Source organism: Burkholderia sp. AW33-5 (assembly GCF_053427615.1).
In genome coordinates this window covers 529,943-549,673 of record NZ_JBSAXA010000003.1, presented here as the reverse complement: position 1 = coordinate 549,673, position 19,731 = coordinate 529,943, and the positions used below count along the sequence as shown (strand labels likewise).

Here is a 19,731-nt window from a genome sequence, read left to right as displayed (position 1 = left end):
GCGCCGATTTCAGCCCACGATCAGCGGCGTGCCGATCGACAGGCGGTTCGGATCGTGCGCGACCGACGGATTGAGCTGCAGGATCTCGTTCAGCGCGCGCGCGTCCTGTTCGCCGCGCGTCATCGTCTGCTGATCGGCGCGCGACACGTGCGCGGCATCGAGCAGCGACTGACGATGCTGGTCGGCGATGACCCACAGCGAATCGCCTTCGACGACGATGTAGGGCTGCGCGCTGGACGTGCTCGGCGTGCTCGGCGTGCTCGATGTGCCCGACGGGGCAGTTGGCGTTGCCGGCGTCGCCGGCGCCACGTGCACGTGCGTGCCTGACGGCGGCCCCGCCGGCGGGCCGGGCGGTTTCGTCGAACCCGTCGGCGGCGTCGATTTGCCGCTGCCGCTGCCGCCGAACGCCGTATAGAGCCAGTTGCCGACGTAGATGCCGATCGGCGCGAGCAGCAGGATCGTCGGCATCTTGCCGGTGACGCGCTTCGTCAGGTTCGGAAAATGCGTGTCGGTGCGTGCGAGCGCGAGCAGCGTCGCGGAGCTCAAGGACGAGATCGCCATCGGCAGGTTCGCGTGAATCGTCGGCGCCGAGCCGACGAACGGCCCGATGTAGCCGCCCGCGATGCTCGCGAGGTCGGAGGCGGTGTCGATGAAGCGCACGACGCGGCTGCGCCGCTCGATGCTCAGGTGCGTGAACGCGCTCGCCTGAACGAGCCCCGTGTAGGTGAGGCCGAGCAGCGCGCCGGCGGTACCGAGGAACGGCACCAGCGAAGGATCCTGGAGCAGCGTATGCAGCGACAGCTCGCCGAGGCTCGCGTAGCCGGCGATCGCCGCCGTGCGGCCGACCTTGCCGAGGAAGCGGCGCGGATTGCCGTGATGGAGCTGCTGGATCGACGTGCCGGCCAGCACCCCCTGCATCTGCTGGACCATGTCGTTCGCGATCAGCTTCGTATATTCGACCGTCTTGTCGGCGGGCAGCGACTGCCTGCGATGCAGTTCGAGCTGCAGGTTGATCTTCGCGCGGCCTTCGTCCGCCAGCCGGATCAGCGACGCGCGACGCTGGTCCTCGTGCATCCGGTGCGCCGACAACTGGTTGTTGAGGCCGCTCATGAAGCGGTCGATCACATGGTTGAAGAGCCGCGGATCGCCGCTTTGCAGCGCGCGCAGCGTGTCCTGATGCAACGCCTGGACGAGGCGGCCGGTCCGCACGCCGACGAACGTCGTGTTGGCCGCCTGCCTGTAGTTCGTCGGCGTGAGGCCGATGTGATGGACGGCGACGCCGGCACCGATGCCGACCATCCCGGACAGCACGTTCTTCCAGTTGAGCAGCGACCACGAGCGCTCCACCTGCTGCAGGCGCAGCGCATTCAGTTCGGCGTAGGCGGCGAGCGGATCGTCCGCCGCGACGTGCGCGACCGCCTGCGCGCTGACGAGCCGGCTGTCGCTGACGGGCAGCGAGTCGTCGACGATCAGTGCCGGTTGCCGGACGATCTCGCGCCACGGCGCGAGCGGCGCCGGGCCGCTCTGGCCGGGCCGCAGCGTCGTGTCCTGGCCGGGTGCGCGCAGCCGGGCGCCGACGCTCGCCAGCCAGGTCTCGGTGAACTTGCGGCCGGGCGCGTCCGCCTTCGGTGCGGATTGCCGGTTTGCTGCCCAGGCCCGGGTCGCGAACGTCGACGTCGCGTAACGCGCGCGATTCAGCAGCCGCGTCGTGTTGCCTTCGTAGATTCCCTGCCGCAAGGCCGCGATCGCGTCGGGCGGCAGGCCCCTGGCGCGGCCGATCCGCTCGATTTCGGCCAGCAGCATCTGGTGCTGGTCCGCCAGCGTGGCGCGGTCGACGCGCTCGAACACGCGCGTCAGCGCATCCGAGCCGTGCAACCGCTCGAGCGTGCTTTCGACCGGTTTCGCGCCGGCCCGCGCGGCGGCTTCCGCCTGCGCGCGGTCGACGAGCATCGTGGCCAGCGCGGTCGTCAGTTCCTGATTCGCGATGAAGTCGGCGCCGTGCGTGGCGTACGACAGGCCGACATGCACCCATTTCAGCGTCGGCCGGTCGAGCAGCGAGTTGACGAGCGCCAGATGGCCCGCGCCCGGCACCGGCTCCGGCACGGCATCCCATCCGTGAAACGTCACCATCACGTGCGGCGCGGGGGCGCCCGGATGCGCGTCGGCCCACGATTCGAGCAGCTCGCCGAGGCGTGCGTGATGGTGATAGCCGTCGTTGGTGCCGGCCAGATGCCGGTTGTCCTCCGACGACACGAGCGCGCGCGCGGGCGCCATTTCGAGGCGCAGCAGGAAACCTGCCTGCGATGCCGCGTCGAGCCACCGATGCAGATTCGCCTCGGTCAGGTCGTCGAGATGCATGACGGCGCCGTTTTCGCCGGTGATCGTGCCTTCCCAGTAGTCGATCTTCGCGGTCTTCTGGTTGCCGATCGATTTCACGTCGCCGACGAATTCCGGGTCGTGCTTCGCGCCGCGCGTGGCGTTGAGCGTGTGCGGATCGATCGGGATCGTCACGACCGGCATCACGCCGCCGTTGCGCACGATCTGCCGGACGAACGGCGCCGGATCGTCGGACAGCCGGTGCGCGCGGCTCATCGGCACCATGCGGTGCTGCAATGCCTCGCTGGTCCCGAGGAACGCGCGCCGCAGCGCGCGGTCGGTGGCCGCGGCCGTGCTCAGGCCACGCTGCGCGCGCTTCCAGAACGGCACCGGCGCATAGCGTGCGCCGCCGCCGGACCAGTCGCGCGCCACGTACAGCGGCATGCCGGTGCCGCGCCACGCGGCTGCGTCGGCCATCATCGCCGGCGGCGGCGCATCGGGCGGCGTGTCGATCAGCTCGAGCGACGCAAGGCGCGGGTCGCGTTCCCGCTTCGCGAGCGCGTCGATCCGTTCGAGGTGCGCAAACAGGCCGGACACGTTGCCGTCGCCGTACAGGCGCTTCCATTCGACGAGCGTCGCGCTGACGAGCGACGGCTGGTATGGCCTGATCCTGAGCTTCGGGTTGGCGGGCACGGGCTGGCCGAGGCGCTTGGCAGCGTCCTTCTCGGTCTTGATCTGCTTCTTCAGCGCGTTGCGCGCGCGGCGCGCGTCACGCGCCTGCTGGCTCGCCCACGTGCGCAGCGACGCGAACGTGCCGGGCGACTTGTCCCGTTCGATCGCTTCGAGGTGCGCGAGGCGCCGCGTCAGCGCCGCGAGCCGTGTGCCGCGCGCATGCGCGGCCAGTTCGGCGGGCGTCAGTTCTGTGAGCAGCAGATGCACGTTGGCGCCGTATGGGCCGTCACCGATCGGCGACGACTCGAGCGGCACGCCCGGCGCGGACGGGGTGTGCGGGTCGTGCCACGTCAGCTTGCCGTTCGCGTCGGGCACCAGCATGCCCTCGGGCGCGTCGAGCCGGTCGGTCAGCGGTTCCGCGGTGTCGTAGACGTAGATGTGATGCTTGCCCGCCTCGAGGCCGCCGAATTCGGCGACGCTGAGCAGGTGCACGGCGTTGTGGCCGCTGAAATCGAGTGCCGCGTCCTTGCCGGCGGGCAACACGTTCTTCTCGAACAGCCGCGTAGCCGGATCGGCCGCGCGCGTGCCGCCGGCGGGGAGGGCGGCGCCGGTGCGCCCGCGTCCGAGCACCGCGGCGGCGCGGTTGCGTGTCAGCAAGGCGACGCGGCGCGGCGCGTTCAGCGTTCTCGTGAGCCCCAGATGGCCGAGATAGCGCAGGCCCGGCCGCGGCAGCTTGTCGGGCTTGCCGGCTTTCGGCGGCTTGACCGGATCGAAGCGGTTGCCGATCCGTTCGAGCGTCGCCGGGGCGATGCTGCTGACCGCGAACGTCATGCCGCGCGCGCGTGCTCGCGTGAGCGGCACGCCGTGCGATTTGCCGTGCGGCCGTACGCGCACTTGCGCACGTCGCGGGTACGCGCCGGCCAGGGGCCGTTGCGCGACACGGGTGTGCGCAAGTGGCGCGTTCTCCTGGTATTGCCAGACGCCGTGGCTGCTGTCGTAGCGTGCGTGGCCGCGAATTTCGCCGCTTGCCTGGTCGACCGCGTAGATCGTGTCGGACTCGGCGGCCGCCGCGATCGCCTTGTGCGCGCTGCGGTAGTGCTTCGTATTGTCCAGCGCGACGATCGCGGCGACGTAGCGGTGGGTCACGCGGCCGGGCTGCGTGAACGTCACCGGCTTGCCGTCGCGCACGGGCTCGATCTTCGCGACCCCGCCGAGCGACCGCAGTTCGTTGAGCGACACCGGCGACGCATGGAACGCGAAGGCCTGGCGGGCGGCCGCGGCCTGCGCGGGATCGGCCGCGTCCAGCGCGGTGTCCAGCGCGGCCCCGAGCCATTCCCGTTCGTCCTGCGTCAGCGTGTTGCCGACGAATTTCGGCGGCTTGATCGCGCCGTTCGCATCGATGCGCGCGGACGCGACGAATTCGGGCGGCGCGTCGGGCGTCACCGGGCCGGCGCGCGCAATCAGCAGTTCGGTATCGACGCCGGTTTGCCGCACGAGTGCGCGCAGCGACGGCGCATGCGTGCCGTCGACGCGTCTGAGCGTGCGCATGCCGCGTTCGTCGAGCCACGCGCGCGCGCGCGTCATTTCCGCGCTGTCGATCGCGTAGCGGCCGCGCCGTGCGCCGCCGCGCGCCGGTGCCGCGAGCTTCGCCGGCGCCGGCCGGCCGGCGAATTCGGCGCGCGCCTGCTCGGCGTACAGCGCGCGATAGGTCGGCTTGCCGGGCAGCGACGTGCGCATGTCGCCGAACGTATCGGCGAGCGCATCGAGCGCTGCCTCGTCGCCGCTCGCGAACGCGTGCTCCGCCGCGCGGGCGAGCGCCTCCGGAAGTTGCGCGTGCGCGGCGATGTCGGGGCCGCCGGCCGCGAGGATTTCGTCGCGCACGCGACACGCGTTGAGTTGCGCACGCGCTTCCGCGAGCAGCAGGCTCCTCACATACGCTTCGGGGCTGCTGCGGTCGATGCCGAGGGTGTCCGTCGAGATGTCGACGCTGTGCTGCGCCTCGTGCGCGAGCGCGAACACCAGCGTGCCGGCGCGACGCGTGTTGCCGTCGAGGACGATCACGCGCCGCGCCGCGTCCACGTATTGGCCGCCGCCGGGGGCGCCGAGCTTCACCTTCCAGCCGTCGCACCGCGCGAGCCGCATCTGCGCCCGCAGCGTCGGCGAACGCGCGGCCAGCGCGTGCGCGTGCAGCTTCAGCACGATGCCGCGGAAGGTCGTGACGACGCGCCCGATCGCGCCGGGCCGCGGCGCATACGCGCCGGCTTCGACGAACGCCGGATGCGCGAGCCGGATACGGCCGGTCGCGATTCCGTCGTGGATCTTCGCGGCGACTTCGTCGATTCGCCCGAGTACGCTGCCGTCCGGGTCGGCGCCGGGCCTGAGGTGACCGGGATCGTGCAGCATCACGTCGCCGTTGCGGCCGAACAGCACCTGGAAGTCGTACAGCAGATGGTGCGTCTGCGTGACGCGGCGGATCCGCTCGAGGTCGGCCAGACCCTTGCCCGACACCACGCTCGGCAGCCCGATGTCGAGCTCGACGTCGACGCTGCTGAGCTGCGCGGACGGCTTCAGCACGACCGCGACGTGGTTTCCGACGGTGAACGGCCCGTCGGTGGTGCTGGTCGGCAACTTGTAGACGTCGTGCAGCATCGCGAGCCCGCTCTGTTCGAGATCGACGGCCGCATGGGCGTCGGCGACGCCGTCGGCCGAGTCGTCGCGGTACACGCCGATCGCCTGTCCGGCGCCGCCGTCGAACACGGTCTTGTCCGCTCCCGAGCCCAGCACCGGCCCGAGGAAATCCGCCGGATCGGCGCGCCTGGCGGGATCGTCGCCGAGATGGAGATGGCCGTGCACGGGGTCGACCGACAGCTCGCCGAGCGACGGCTGGCGATACGCGGCCGGCACGTAGCGGTTCGTTCCGGACAGGTCGGCCAACGCGCCCGCCGCGCCGACCGCGTCCGGATGCGCGGTGTAGATCGCGCGCTGCCACAGGTTCGTGAGCTGCGCGGCCGCGCCTTCGTTCGCATGCCGCGCCGACAGGATCGTCGTATAGCCCGGGTCGGACGGCGGCGGATTGAGCAGCGTGAACGTATGCGGATCGACGGGCTGCCCGTCGGGGCCGAGCAGCGTGCCGTCGGGCAGCGTCTCGGCGGGCACGATCGCGAGACGCGTGACCGGATCGATCAGGATGCGGCCGTCGCGCAGGAACGACAGCGTATCGAGCGGCGGCGGGCCGCCGGCGCCGAACGGCGACGCGTCGCGTGCGGCGTTGGCCTGCGACCACGCCGCACGCTGCGCCTGGATCTCGCGCATCGTGTGCGGCCCGTCGTTCGCGTCGCCGCGCGCGGCGCGTGTTTCCGGCGCCGGCATCGCGCGCATGCCGCGTGCCTTTGCACGCGCGTGCGCGTCGCCGTAGAACGCCGTGTACGTCTTGCCGCCGGTGCCCGACACAGCCGCATCGGCGAACGCATCGGCGAGCCGCGCGACGGCGACGGCGGGATCGGTCGACGGTTGCCACGCGTCGGCTTCGCGCTGCAGCGCATCGGGCAACCGCACCGTCGCGGCGATGTCGATGCCGCTCGTCAGCTTGATTTCGTAACGTGCCTCGAATGCGTTGATCTGCGCGCGTGCCTCGGCTTCGAAGGCCGTCCGCGAGAAACGGCCGCGGTCGCTGTAGTCGAGCCCGAGCGTGCCTTCGATCGCCTCGACCGCATGCTTGGTCTCGTGCGCGAGCACGTACGTCATCGATTCGGGGTCGGCCAGCGAGCCGTCGATCGTCACGCGCCTGTGCTTCGTATCGATCCGGCTGCCGCCGCCGCGCTTGCCGACGCGCACGCGCCAGCCGTTGGCGTCGAGCATGCGCAATTGCGCCGCGAGCGTGTCCGACTGCAGCGCGAGCGTGGTGACGGCGTCGGGCAGCGGCACGCCGCCGACGCGCATCCGCACGCGCATGATCGGCGACGGCTTCTGCACGAACGCGTCGGACGGCAGCGCTCCGTCACGTTGCGCGAGCGTGGTGCCGGTTTCATTCGACTGGAGCCAGCGTACGACGCCGCGCTCGATTTCCGCGAGCCGCGACAGCGAGATCTGGTGCGATCCGTAGTCGTCGCGGCGAATCCGTCCGGGATCGCTGACCAGGAAGTCGCCGGAGCGCGTGAAGATGCCCTGCAGGTCGAAGCCGATGCCGGACTGGTGGAGCACATCGTGCAGCCGCAGGATGTTCTGGATCCCCGCGCGCGAGATGTAGGACGGCAGGGCGCCTGTCGCGAACGCGTCGCTGTGGAACACGCCGAGCGGGTGGACCAGCGCGGAGACGATGCCGCCCAGCGAGCGAAACGGACCGTGCAGCTGCACGGTGCGTATGCCCAGCGCTTCGAGTTCCTGAAGCGCCTGACGTTCGGCGTTCACGAGCTGCTCGTCGGCCGCGCGCCGTGCGTCGAGCGATTCGGGCGCCTCCCGCGGCGCCAACGGCGTGGGGCCGTGATCGACCGTGACGAGCGCCGCGTCGTCGCCGAGCGTGAACGCGGTCTTGCGCGCGCCCGCGCCAAGCAGTGCGCCGACGTTGTGCTCGACGTCGATCCGCGTGCCCGGGTCGCCGGCGAGATGGACGCCCTCGGCGTCGGCCGCGAGTTCGCCGAGGGCGTGCGGCGCCGCGGGCGCCGGGTCGAAGCGGTGGAACACGCGCGTGTCGAGCACGGCTGCGTCGTCGCCGACGGCACGCTCGGGCGGCGCGTAGACGGCGCGCTGCAATACGTTCGCGAGCCGCGCGGCGGTTTCATTGCCGCCGCGCTTCGCGGACAGCACGATCGTGTCGGCGTCCTTGACCAGCCTCCACGGCGCCTGGGCGAGCGTGTATTCGTGCACATTGGCCGGCTCGCCGTCGACGAGCAGCGTGCCGTCCGGCAGCGTGTCCGCGTGCAGCACGAGGAGGTTGCGATCTGGCAATCGCGCCATGTGCCCGTCGCGGCGCGCGTGCAGGTCGGCCGCGTCGGGTACCGGGCGGCCGTCGCCGAACGGCGACGCGAGCACCGCATGCGCGTGGCTCCACGCGGTGCGCGCGTCGAGGTGTTGCCTGTCGTCCGGCGCGTCGCCGGCGGCGTGCATGCGCGGCGCGGGCATGCGGCGCGGAATGCCGCCGCGGCGTTTCTGGCGCGCCCATACGTCGTCGTAGAACGCGCTGAAGGTCTGCCCGTCGCGTCCGGACACCGGCGCATCGGCGAACAGGTCGGCGAGCCGCCCGACCGTTCCCGTGTAATCGCCCGACGTGCGCTGCCAGTCGACCCCCTCGCGCGCGATCCCTTCGGGCAGATGCGCGTGTTCGGCGATGTCGACGCCGCTCGAGAGGGCGATCTCGTAGCGCGCCTCGAACGCGTTGATCTGCGCGCGCGCCTCCGCTTCGAGGGCCTTGCGCGTGAAGCGGCCGCGATCGCCGTAGTCGGGCTTCAGCACGCCGTGCATCGCTTCCACCGCTTGTCGCGCCTCGCCGGCGAGCGTGTACGTGATGCTGCCGGGATCCTTGAGCGCGCCGTCGATCGTCATGCGGCGCCTGCGCGGATCGATGTAGCTGCCGCCGCCTCGCTTGCCGACCTTCACGCGCCAGCCGGCGTCGTGGAGCATGCGCAGTTGCGTCACGAGGGTCGCCGACTGCATCGCGAGCGCCTGCACGGCCTCGGGGAGCGGCGCGCCGCCGAAACGGAACTGCACCTGCGTGAAGCGGCCGGGGTTATCCGGTGCGGCTGCTTCGGGCGGCGCGGCTTCCGTCAATTCCGGGTGCGCCGCCGCGAGATCGGTATCGGGCTGCGTCGCGGCGTCGCTCGTCGTTGCGGATCGCGGCTTTGCGCCGTCCGCGCGCGCGGCGGGCGCCGTGCGGGATTCGTCCGGCGCCGTCCCGTCGCGGGCAGGCGCACGCTGCGCCGCATCGGTGCGTTCCGGGCGGATCAGCACGAGCACCCGGTTCGGCGGGCTGAACCTACCGTCGAGCGCGTTCACCGGTTGACGCGTCGCGGCGGGTTGGGGCACCGCAGGCTCGTTCGGGCCGCGCCTGCCGGCGAGCACGATCACCGTATCGTCGCGCGGGTCGCGTGGCGAATTTGCGTGCGGCGTTTCGTCGGCGGCCACATGGCCGGCGGCCGCCTCGGTGTCCGGCGCGGGGTCGAAGCGGAGCACGCGCGCATCGGGGCGCAACTGGCCATCGGTGCCGAACGCATCGGGCGCGGCCGCATAAATGGCCTTCTGCCAGCGGTTCGCGAGTTCGGGCGCGAGTAGCCCGTCGTGTTCGCCCGCGACGACGATGACGGGTTCCTCGAGGTCCTGCGGACGGACGCCGCCGACAGCGGGGGCGTCCGCTTCGGCGCCGTCGCGGACGATGTACACCGTGCGATCACCGATCTTCATCGGTTCCGCGCGCGGCCCGCGCGGTACCGCGATGCCGGCCGGGTCGGACGTCGCCGGACGGGTGGCGGGCGCCTCGTCGGCGAGATCGACGACCCGGACGTCGACGCGCGGTCGCGCGGCCCCGGGCGTCTCGCGATTGCCGGCGCCGGCCGGCGTATCGGTGTCGAGCGGACGATACCGCATCGCGTGCGCGTCGGCGCTGCGGCGGTTGCTGCCTGCATTCGTCGCGTGATCGGCATCGCTTTCGTCGCGCTGCTCGTCGATGCGTGCGCGTTCCTCGCTCGTGCGCCGCGTGCTGCGCGCGTCGGTCGCGGCGCTCGCCGTGTCGTCCTGCGTCGTCGTCTGCGCGAGGCTGCGTGCCGTCTGTTCGCCGCCGTTCTCGGCGGTGTACGCGTCGCGCGCCTGCTGCAACGCGCTGTCGAGCAGATCGAGCCGCGTTCTCGCCGCGATCTTCGGCGTCGTGCTCATCCGGCCGCCCGGGCCGAACGACAGGCTTTCGCCCGTGTCGGTCAGCGAGTCGATGCGCGTGCCGTTGGTCCAGTTCTTGTCGGAAACCGAAGCGAGCGACAGTTTTCCGTCCGCGCCGAGCACGACGGATTCGCCCGTCGGCAACGCCTTGCGCGAAGCGTTGTCGAGCATGCGGATCGGCTTGCCGTCATAGGTCAGCACGTTGTCGCCGACCATCAGCGTGCCGTCGTGCGACACCGTCACGCGCTCGCCGTCGAAGGTCGCGCGATTGCGGCCGGCCGCGAGCGACGCGTCGCCGCCGTTGTTCAGCAGTTGCCGGATCGTCTGGCCGTCGATCGTCACTGCCTTGCCGTCCGTCGTGCGCGCGACGATGCCGGTGCGATTGACGACGCCCGTGACCGCGCGCGCCTTGAGCCCGCCCGCGGCGATCAGCGCGACGTTCGTGAGGCCGCCGACGAGCGCCTTGTTGCCCGCGTCGGCATTGCCGCTGAGGTAGTCGGCCCCGGCCTCGAAGAACGACTCGGTCGCACCGGCCACGCCGGTCCCGACCGCGAAGACCTTCGTGGCGCCGCGGAGGAACGACGCCACTTTCGGCATGCGCGTCAGCCCCGTGACGCCGCGCATGAACAGCTTGCTGCCGACGAGCTTCGAGGCCCCCGCCGCGCCCATCGGTATCAGGTTGATGAAATCCGAGCGCGCCCCCGCGTCGCTCAACGGGTTGAAGCTGCGGCCATGGTCCGCACGGTTCGCGAGGTCGAGCGCCGAACTCGTCATCGTCGCGGCGATCGACGTATACGCCATGCCGGTGCCGATGACGTTCAGCGTCGCGCCGAGCGGCAGGCCGAGCACCGTCGCGTCGAGCACGCCGCCGATGCCTTCGAGCACCATCCCGCCGATCAGCATCCCGAGATTGAGCTTGGTGCCCGTCAACGTGTTGAGGAAACTGTCGAAGCCGCTGTCGTGGTGCGCCGCGCGCGACACGATCTGCAGCGTGCCGTCCGCGTTGTGGCCGGTCGCGATGTCCACCGTGCCGTCCGACGACAGTTCGTTGTTGTCGATGTAGTCGTTGATGTCGTGGTACGTGCTGGCCGTCTCGTCCACGAACTGCGTGACGCCTTTGGTGTCCTTGACTTCGAAGAGCGCGGTCGTCTGCATGCCGACGTCTTTCGCGGCATACACGATCGGCCGCACGCTGATCTGCGTGCCGGCGCCGCCGCCGATCTTCAGCAGCGTGTTGCGCACGCCGTCGATCGCCGACAGCTTGTCCTTGTTGGTGAAGTGCGTCTGCGTGTCGTTGGCGACCGAGGTGGTCGACGAAGGATCGCCGCCGACGTCCGGCGACATGCCGAGCGCGACACCGATCAGGTTGCGCTGCTGCGTATCGCTCAGCTTGCCGAAATCGATCGTCGCGCCATTGCCGGTGTTCGCGCTCGCAACGTCGAGCAGCGTGTTCGACATGTCGCTGTGATGCGCCGAATAGAAGTCGCGCGCTGCCTTCTGGTAGTCCTTGTACGCGTCCGAGTGATCGTCCGTCACGTAGCGCAGGCGCTCGTCGAGGCCCGCATCGAACTGGTCCATCAGCACCTGACGATGCGCCAGTTCGCCCATCAACTGCAGCCGCTGCACCGTGTTGTCCGCGTTCTGCGCGTCCTGTTTCGCCTGGTCGAGCTCGCGCTGGTGCGGGTTCGGCAGCGGCGGCGAAAAGGCCGGCAGGATGTCGCCGTCGGCCACTTGCCGGAAGCGCGGCGGTGCCGGATGCGACGCCTGCCAGTCGTCGTATTTCTGCTGGACGTTCGTCAGCGAGTCGTGCTTCTGCGATTGCAGGTCGCGCGCCTGGGCGAGCGCCGCGTTCGTGGCGCGCTCGTTGACCGAATCGGACAGGCGATCGTCGGCCGCGCGGATCGCGCCCGCGACGACGCGCAGGCGTTGCGCATCGGCCAGCGTCGGGCCGGCGTCCGCCGTGCCGCTCGCCGTCGCATCGCTTTGCGCGGGCTGGAGCGGGCTCGTCACGAACGGCGACGTGCCGAGCGACGGCGTGTCGCCGTTCGGTGTGCCGCCCGCCAGCGGATTCGCCGCCGAAAACGGCGATGCGAACAGCGGCGCCGCGCCGGGCAGGTTCGCCGTGCCGTTCGCGGCCGTGCTCCACGGCGGCGCAAACAGCGGCGACGCATTCAGCCAGTTCGGCTGCACGCGGCACATGGTCGGCGGCTTCGCCGTCGCCTTCACCGTCGCCTCGATCTGCGCGGCCTGGTCGTCGTACTGCTGCGCGAGCGATCCGCCATACGCGACGACGAACGCATCGTGCGCGATGCTTGCCTGCTGCTTCGCCATTTGCAGCTGCGTGTACGGGTCGCCCGGATCGTCGTCGATCCTCGCATGCTTGCCGCGGAAGTTTGCCTGCAGCGTGTCGGCCTGCTGTTGCGTGGACAACATCTGCAGATAGCTGCTGCTCGTGCCTGCGGCGGTCTGCGCGCGATCGAGCGCGGTCTTGTCCTTCTCGATCGCGCCGGGCGCGACGACCGTCGGGCCTTCCTTGCCGTGGTCCGCGTCCGATTGCTGCTGCGCCTGCACGAGCGTCACGTTGTCGTTTGCCGCCGAGAGCGCGGCATTGGCGTAGTTCGCATCCTTCGCGGCGGTCGTGACGGCCTGCTGCGCGGCGTCCATGGACGCCGGTGCATCCGGCAGCGACACCTCCAGGTTCAGCGGCGCGAGCGCGTCGTTCAACTTCCCGACGCCGGCGTCGACGGCCGCCTTGTAGTCGGGATCGGCGAGGTATGACTGAAACTGCGTATAGGCGAGATTCGAGTTCGCGATATCCGCGTAGTATTTCGCCTCGCCCGCGGCGGCATGTGCGTCGGCGGTCTGCCAGTCGTCGTACGCGCGGATCTGGACAGGGGTCTTGCAGTCGCTCGCCTGCGGCGCCCAGTTCTTGTCGTTCGGATCGTGCGGGGAGTCGGGGAACAGCGCCTGCAGCGCGGCGAGCTTCTGGTCGGCGAGATTGCGCGCGTCGCCCGGATTCGTGATTTCACCCGTATCCGACTGAACCATGCCGGCGGGCATGTCGTTCGTCGCCTGTTCGCCGTACAGGATCATGTAGCCCGCGTCGGTCGTGACGTTCAGGTTGCGCTGCGCATCGTCGGCGGCGGCACGCGCCTTCGCGTAGCTGGCCTGGGCGGCATTGCGTTCGTCGGGGGTCGACTCGGGGTCGCGGTTGGCGAGGTGCAGCACGTTCTGCGCGCCCTGCAGCGATTGCGACGCGGTGTCGTATTGCGTCTGCGCGTCCTGGATCGCCTTCTGCACCGCCCGCGTCTTGTCGTTCTCGACCGTGATGTCGGGCGGCGGCGGCCTGTATTGCGCGGCCATGCTCTGGATCAGCGACGTCGCGGATGCGATTTCCGGGTTGGTCGGCTTCGACGGGTCGGTGAACGGCGTGGCCGTCACGGGAATCGGCGGCGCCACGGTCGGGTTGGCCGGGCCGGTCGACGAATCGTCCTTTTGCGGCGGGGGAGGCGGCGCGACGACCGGGTCCAGCGTGTCGGACAGGAAGCGTTGCCAGTTGACGCCCAGTCCCATTCCGTCGATCGACAGCATGCTCGTCTCCCTTACGCGCGCGATGCGCGTCCCGCACGGCGCCACGTGCGCCACGATGCGATCCGACGAGTGTAGGGATACGAATTGCGGCCGGCTCCTCGCCGTTTCGTAGCGCGGCGTGCCGGCCGCCGCGCGCGGCCACGGTGCGCTACGAGACGCGCGCGGCCCCGCGTCGGCGGCGTGCCCGGGGCTGCGCGGCCGATGTTCCCGCCCCGGAAAACGGGCCGCGCGCCGTTACTGGTCGAGGCATCGCACGCACAGCCGCTTCGCCTGGCTCGCCGACAATCCGCGACACATCATCACGACCGGTCGCGCATGGCACGACGGCGCGTCGGCGGAGGCTGCGGGCGACGCGAGCCTGCGCGCGCGCTCCGGCGGTGTGGTCGCGGCCGCGTCCATGCGCCGTTGTCGCGCGGGCGGCGGCATGTCGCGCACCACCGGAATCGGTTCGACGCCGCCTTCGCGTGCGTTGCGCTGCGCGCTCGCGACGACGCGGCTCACATAGCCGCTCGAGAACCCGGTCGTGAAGTTGCCGCTGTAGTAGCACGACAGCGCCGCGCGCAGCGCGGCCTGCGCGGGGCGGCCGGTGTTCGACGAGCGCGCGAAGCATTCGGTCAGGATCGCGCCGCCCGCCCGCAGGTTGCGGCACGGTTCGAACATCGTCGTGTCGTCGAGGCCGTATTTCGCGAAGTTTCGTTCGTTGACCTGAGCGAGGCCGACGCTGTAGCTGAAACCGCGCGCGGCCAGCTCGCTTGCGGTCGCGCGTGCTTCGTCGAGCGACGCGGGCTGGCGCGTCAGGTGGCCGCCGACCACGCCGATCGCATACGGATTGAAGCCGGATTCGGTGCGCACGAGCGCGGCGAGCGTGTCGGGATCGACGTTCGGCGCGCAGGCGCGCGCGAGCTGCGCGAAGCCCGCGGCGCTGCCCGCCGCGTGCGCGCCGCGCGGCTGCATGCCCGCGCATGCGAGCGTCAGCGCGAGCATCGCGCACAGGCTCGCGGCGACGCTGCGCGCGCTCATCCCGCCCCCGCCACGCGATACGACAGCACGAGCCCGTGCACGAGCAGCGACCAGCCGTCGAGCGCGACGAACAGCAGCAGCTTGAACGGCACCGAGATCGTCGTGGGCGAGATCATCTGCATGCCTAATGCGAGCAGGATGTTCGCGACCAGCAGGTCGACGACGATGAACACGATGTAGATCACGAAACCGATCTGGAATGCCTTCGTCAGCTCGGCGAGCGTGAAGCTCGGCACCAGCACGAGCAGGTCGTCATCCTTGATGCCGTCCGCGCGGTTCTTCGGCCAGACCGACGTCGCGGTGCGCACGAAGAATTCGCGGTCGCGCTGCCGCGTGTGCGACACCAGGAAATCCTTGACCGGCGGCAGCGCGGCATCGGCGAGCGCGCCGATGTCGGCGGTCGACAATTGTCCCGAGGCGTCGAAGTGGCGGGCCTGCAGCGCGTCGCGGATCGACATCCCGACCGGCGCCATGATGAACAGCGACAGGATCAGCGCGATGCCGTTGAGCACGAGGTTCGGCGGCACCTGCTGGATCCCGAGCGCGGAGCGCAGCAGGCCGAGCACGACCACGAGCTTCGTGTAGCTCGTCACCATCAGCGCCGCGAACGGCGCGATGCCGAGCGCGGCGATCACCGCGATCAGCGCGACCGGATTCGGCAGGCTGCCCATCGTTCAGCGCTCGCGCGGCGCGGGCTGCGTCAGCGTGACGACGCGCACGCCGAGCTTCTGGCCGACCGCGATCAGATGGCCGGTGCCGATCAGCATCCCGTTCGCGACGAGATGGATCACGCTCTGGTTGATGCCTTGCTGCAGTTCGATCACCGCGCCGGGCTGCAGCGTGCCGAGTTCGCCGAGCGGGATCGACGTGGGCGGCAATTCGAAGCGCAGGTCGACCGCGAGGCCGTCGAGCGAGCGCGGCGCATCGTCGGGCGACGCATCGTGCGCGGTCGCGGTGGCGGGCGGGGTGTCGGTGCGGGTCGGTTCCAAAGGCATCTCCCTGATTCGTTCGACGGTCAGCCGGGTCCCCGACGGCCGTCCGGTGATCTCCCACGCCGGCGCGGCCGGCACCCGCGCCACGCACAGCAGGTTCTGCTCGTGCGCGCGCCAGCGCTCGATCGCGATGATGTCGCCGCTGACGACGTCGGCCAGCTCGGCCGTCGTCAGCTCGGTCCGGCCGATCTCGAATACCAGCGGCACCGGCAGGCTTGCATACGCGGCGCGTGTGTCGGGCCGCGTGGCCGCCGGCGCCGCGAAGAACACCGCGAGCGCGTCCGGCGCATCGAACAGCAGCGCGCCGTGGCAGCGCCATGCGCCGTCGGCGCGACGCAGTTCGAAGCGCAGCGCGGCCGGCGCGGTGCGCCACGCGGGCACGCTCGCCGGCGGCGGCAGCAGTTCCACGCGCTGCCGTGTCGCGGCCTGCAGCACCGCTACGAGCGGCGCGGCGAGGTCGGCGAGCAGCGCCGCGCGGATCACGGCCGGCACGGCCGGGTCGGCCGCGTCGCCGAGCCATGCGCTTTCCGCGACCGGATCGATCCACAGCGTGCCGGCGGCCGGGCCGATGACGAAGCGGTACGCGTGCGCGTCGGCGGCCGGTTCGGCGTCGACGCGCCAGCGCACCTCGTACGCGTGTTCGCCGAGCGTGACCGGGACCGCGCCCGTGGCGCCGTACGCATGCGACATCCCGCGCGCGGCGGCGGCGGACAGGCGCGGCAGCCACGGCGACGCGTCGAGCGCGACCGCGGCCGGCGGGGGCGGGATGGCGGGCGCCGCGGCGGGCGGGGTGGCAGCGGCGGGCGAGGCCCGGTTCGCGGCGTCGCCGGCGTCGGCATTCGTCAGGGACAGCGCAGGCACGGCGGGATCGGGGCGGATTCGGCGTTGGTTCGACGGGTTGTTGTGGCCGGCGGCGCAGGGGGCGCGCGGCTGCTGCGTCGATTGTAGGGACGGCGCCGGCCGCGTGCCGCGCCGGAATCCGTAGTCGCGCGCATCCGCCGGCCGCGCGGGCGGCGGCGAGCTACGAAGCCTGTTGCGCGGCGGCGTGGCCGCGTGCGGCGCGTCGCGCGCACAAAGGCAACCGCCGCCCGGAGGCGGCGGTCGTGGCGCGGCGGGGCACGTGTGCCGGGCCGCGCGGCGCCGCACGGCGGACGTGCGGCGCGGTGGGGAGTCTTGCCGGCGCGCCGCGCGGTGGTGGCGCGCGGGTGAGCCGTGACGCGTTACGCGTAGTCGGCAGCCATCGCCTGCTGCGGCGCGGCGCGCAGGATCGGCGCCGCGTCGTGGCGCTCGACGTGCGTCATGGCCGCGCCGAACAGCACCAGCCGATAGCCGACCGCATAAATCGGGATGATCCGCAGGTTCTTGTCGTGATCGAGCTGCAGCTTCGAACGGATGCGCGAGATGTGGGTGTCGAGCGTGCGCGACGACACGCCGAGCTCGCGGCCCCAGACCGCTTCCTGGATCGCTTGCCGCGGCACGATCTTGTTCATGTTGTCGAGCAGGAATTCGACGACGTCGAATTCACGCGGCGTGACGTCGACGACTTTGTTGTCGATTTCGATCGTGCGGCGCACGAAGTTGATTTTTATATTGTCGATGTACAGGTATTTGCAATCCATGTTGGCCCTCGCATGTCCGTAAAGGAGTGTTTGCGGGTCATGTACCGCAACTTCCGGGCCAGGGATGGTCCGTCAGGCGTCGACGGGGGGCGGGGGCGGGGCTGGCGGCGCGCCGGCCTTGAATCTAAAAGAATTTTTAACGCGGGATGCGCGGCGGGCTTCGGAAGGGTCGGAGCAACATTGAAGGATTGTTACGTAGCATCCGGGGGAACGTTACGGGCGTTACGGGCGGTGTTACGGGGGCGGGCGATTTCCGCCGATCAAGCCGGGCAACGGCCGGACGGTGAAACCGGCATCGAACCGTCCCGCGCCGGACGGATTGCCGCGTCGAATCAATGGGTTGGGGCAGATTTTCGCCGACTTCGAATGCGCCGCCGAGGCCTGCCCCGGCAGAAAGAAAAACCGGCCGCGCGACACTCTCGCCGCGCGGCCGGCGTTTCATTTGCCCGTCAAGCCTTCGCCGTATCGCCCGAATCGAACGGCAGCACGTAATGCCGCTTGCCGGTCGCCGCGAAGATCGCGTTGGCGACCGCCGGGCCTACCGGCGCGACACCCGGCTCGCCGACGCCGGTCGGCGCCTCGGCCGACGGCACGATATGCACCTCGACCTTCGGCATCTCCGCCATCCGCAGCACGTGATAGCCGTCGAAGTTGCGCTGCTCGACCTGGCCGTCCTTCAGCGTGATCGCGCTGTGCAGCGCCGCGCCGAGCCCGAAGCCGATGCCGCCTTCCATCTGCGCGGCGACGATGTCGGGGTTGATCGCGATCCCGCAGTCGACCGCGCACACCACGCGTTCGACCTTCACCTTGCCGTCGGCGTCGACCGATACTTCCGCGACCTGCGCGACATAGCTCTTGAACGCCTCGGCCACCGCGATCCCGCGCCCGCGGCCCTTCGGCAGCGGCTTCGCCGGATCCCAGCCGGCCTTCTGCGCGGCCAGCTCGAGCACCGCGCGCATTCGCGGCTCCTTCGCGAGCAGGTCGCGGCGGAACAGGTACGGATCCTTGCCGGCCGCGTGCGCGGCTTCGTCGATGAACGCCTCGACCGCGTAGGCCGTGTGCGAGCTGCCGACCACGCGCCACCACAGCACGGGCAGGCCGACCTGGGTGGTCGTGAGTTCGACCGATACGTTCGGCACCGCGTACGGCAGGTTCGCCGCGCCCTCGACCGACGTCGCGTCGATCCCGTTCTTGACCATGAACGCCTCGAACGGCGTGCCGGCGAGGATCGACTGGCCGACGATCCGGTGGCGCCAGCCGACCAGCTTGCCGTCCGAGGTCAACCCCGCGTCGAGCTTGTGGAAGTACATCGGGCGATAGAAGCCGCCCTGGATGTCGTCCTCGCGCGTCCACTGCAGCTTGACCGGCTTGCCGTCCGCGCCGAGCGCCTTCGCGATCGACACGGCCTCGACCACGTAGTCCGACCACGCGTTCGCGCGCCGGCCGAAGCTGCCGCCCGCGTACAGCGTGTGGATCTGCACCTGCTCGGGCTTCAAGCCCGCGACCCGGGCGGCGTTGCCCTGGTCGACCGTCTGGAACTGGTCGCCGGCCCAGATCTCGCAACTGTTCGCGGTCAGCTTGACGACCGCGTCGAGCGGCTCCATCGGCGCGTGCGCGAGATACGGGAATTCGTACGTCGCGCTGACCTTGCGCGCGGCACCCGCGATCGCCGCGTCGGCATCGCCGTCCTTGCGCGCCGATGCGCCGGGTTTCGCCGCGAGCTGCCGGTACTCGCGCATGATCTCCGCCGACCCGCGCTTCTCGGCGTTCGTTTCGTCCCAGTCGATCTTCAGCGCGTCGCGGCCCTGTTTCGCGGCCCAGAAGCCGGTCCCGACGACCGCGACGCCGCCCGGCACCTGCACGACCGACACCACGCCCGGCACGGCCTTCGCGGCCGTCGCGTCGAACGACTTGACCGTCGCGCCGAAGCGCGGCGGGCGCTGCAGCAGCGCGACGCGCATGCCGGGGAAGGTCGTGTCGAGCGTGAAATGCGCGGTGCCGTTGGACTTGGCCGACCCGTCCACGCGCGGAATGCGATGGCCGATCAGCTTGAAGTCGGCCGGCTGTTTCAGCGTGACCTTGTCGGGCACCGGCAGTCTCGACGCGTCGGCGACCAGCGTGCCGTAGGCGGCCGTCTTGCCGCTCTTCGCGTGCGTGACGACGCCGTTGGCGGTGGTCAGCTCGCCGGCCGGCACCTTCCAGCGCGCCGCCGCGGCCGACACGAGCATCGCGCGGGCCTTGCCGCCCGCTTCGCGCAGTTGCTGCCACGAGTTCGACATGGCCGAGCTGCCGCCCGTGCCCTGCATCGTGCCGAACGCGAGGTTCGCATAGCGTTTCGCGTCGGCCGGCGCGCTTTCGACGCGTACGCTCGACCAGTCGGCGTCGAGCTCCTCGGCGACGATCGTCGCGATGCCCGTGTACGCGCCCTGACCCATTTCCACGTGTTTCGCGATGACGGTGACCGCGCCGTCGGGCGTGATGCGCAGGAATGCGTTCGGCGCGAAGTCGGCGGCGGGGGCCGTCGCGGCGAGCGCGCGGCGGCCGAGGCCGGCCCACTCGAAACCGATCGTCAGGCTGACGGCGGCCGCGGCGCCCGCGGCCTTCAGAAACGTGCGGCGCGACGGCCGCACCGAATCGCGATTGTCGAGTTCGATCGTCAT

The 19,731-nt window shown here is 70.8% G+C and carries 6 protein-coding genes; all 6 read right to left on the bottom strand.

Going from position 1 to position 19,731, the window contains the following annotated elements:
• Positions 1 to 9: 9 nt before the first annotated feature.
• The 6 genes from ACV22V_RS09310 to ACV22V_RS09285 all read right to left on the bottom strand — a co-directional run bounded on the left by ACV22V_RS09310 (position 10) and on the right by ACV22V_RS09285 (position 19,731).
• The gene (locus ACV22V_RS09310; RefSeq protein WP_448013632.1) at positions 10 to 13,440 is read right to left on the bottom strand and encodes an LWXIA domain-containing protein; all 13,431 of its coding nucleotides are present in this window, start codon (positions 13,438 to 13,440) and stop codon (positions 10 to 12) included.
• Positions 13,441 to 13,674: 234 nt separating this feature from the next.
• Positions 13,675 to 14,460: a lytic transglycosylase domain-containing protein gene (locus tag ACV22V_RS09305; RefSeq protein ID WP_448013631.1), complete on the bottom strand. Its 786-nt coding sequence runs from the start codon at positions 14,458 to 14,460 to the stop codon at positions 13,675 to 13,677.
• Positions 14,457 to 15,131: a type III secretion system export apparatus subunit SctR gene (sctR, locus tag ACV22V_RS09300; RefSeq protein ID WP_044847619.1), complete on the bottom strand. Its 675-nt coding sequence runs from the start codon at positions 15,129 to 15,131 to the stop codon at positions 14,457 to 14,459. Before sctR ends, ACV22V_RS09305 begins: the two co-directional genes overlap by 4 nt.
• A 3-nt stretch (positions 15,132 to 15,134) precedes the next feature.
• The gene (gene sctQ / locus ACV22V_RS09295) at positions 15,135 to 16,313 is read right to left on the bottom strand and encodes a type III secretion system cytoplasmic ring protein SctQ (protein ID WP_448013630.1); all 1,179 of its coding nucleotides are present in this window, start codon (positions 16,311 to 16,313) and stop codon (positions 15,135 to 15,137) included.
• A gap of 359 nt (positions 16,314 to 16,672) precedes the next feature.
• Positions 16,673 to 17,071: a winged helix-turn-helix domain-containing protein gene (locus ACV22V_RS09290; protein ID WP_448013629.1), complete on the bottom strand. Its 399-nt coding sequence runs from the start codon at positions 17,069 to 17,071 to the stop codon at positions 16,673 to 16,675.
• Between the two features lie 449 nt (positions 17,072 to 17,520).
• Positions 17,521 to 19,731, bottom strand: coding sequence for a molybdopterin cofactor-binding domain-containing protein (locus ACV22V_RS09285; protein ID WP_448013628.1), 2,211 nt, complete (start codon positions 19,729 to 19,731; stop codon positions 17,521 to 17,523).

Coding starts and splice junctions, on each gene's coding strand:
- ACV22V_RS09310 (WP_448013632.1), bottom strand. CDS start 13,440: ATGCTGTCGATCGACGGAATGGGACTGGGCGTCAACTGGCAACGCTTC.
- ACV22V_RS09305 (WP_448013631.1), bottom strand. CDS start 14,460: ATGAGCGCGCGCAGCGTCGCCGCGAGCCTGTGCGCGATGCTCGCGCTG.
- sctR (WP_044847619.1), bottom strand. CDS start 15,131: ATGGGCAGCCTGCCGAATCCGGTCGCGCTGATCGCGGTGATCGCCGCG.
- ACV22V_RS09290 (WP_448013629.1), bottom strand. CDS start 17,071: ATGGATTGCAAATACCTGTACATCGACAATATAAAAATCAACTTCGTG.
- ACV22V_RS09285 (WP_448013628.1), bottom strand. CDS start 19,731: ATGACGATCGAACTCGACAATCGCGATTCGGTGCGGCCGTCGCGCCGC.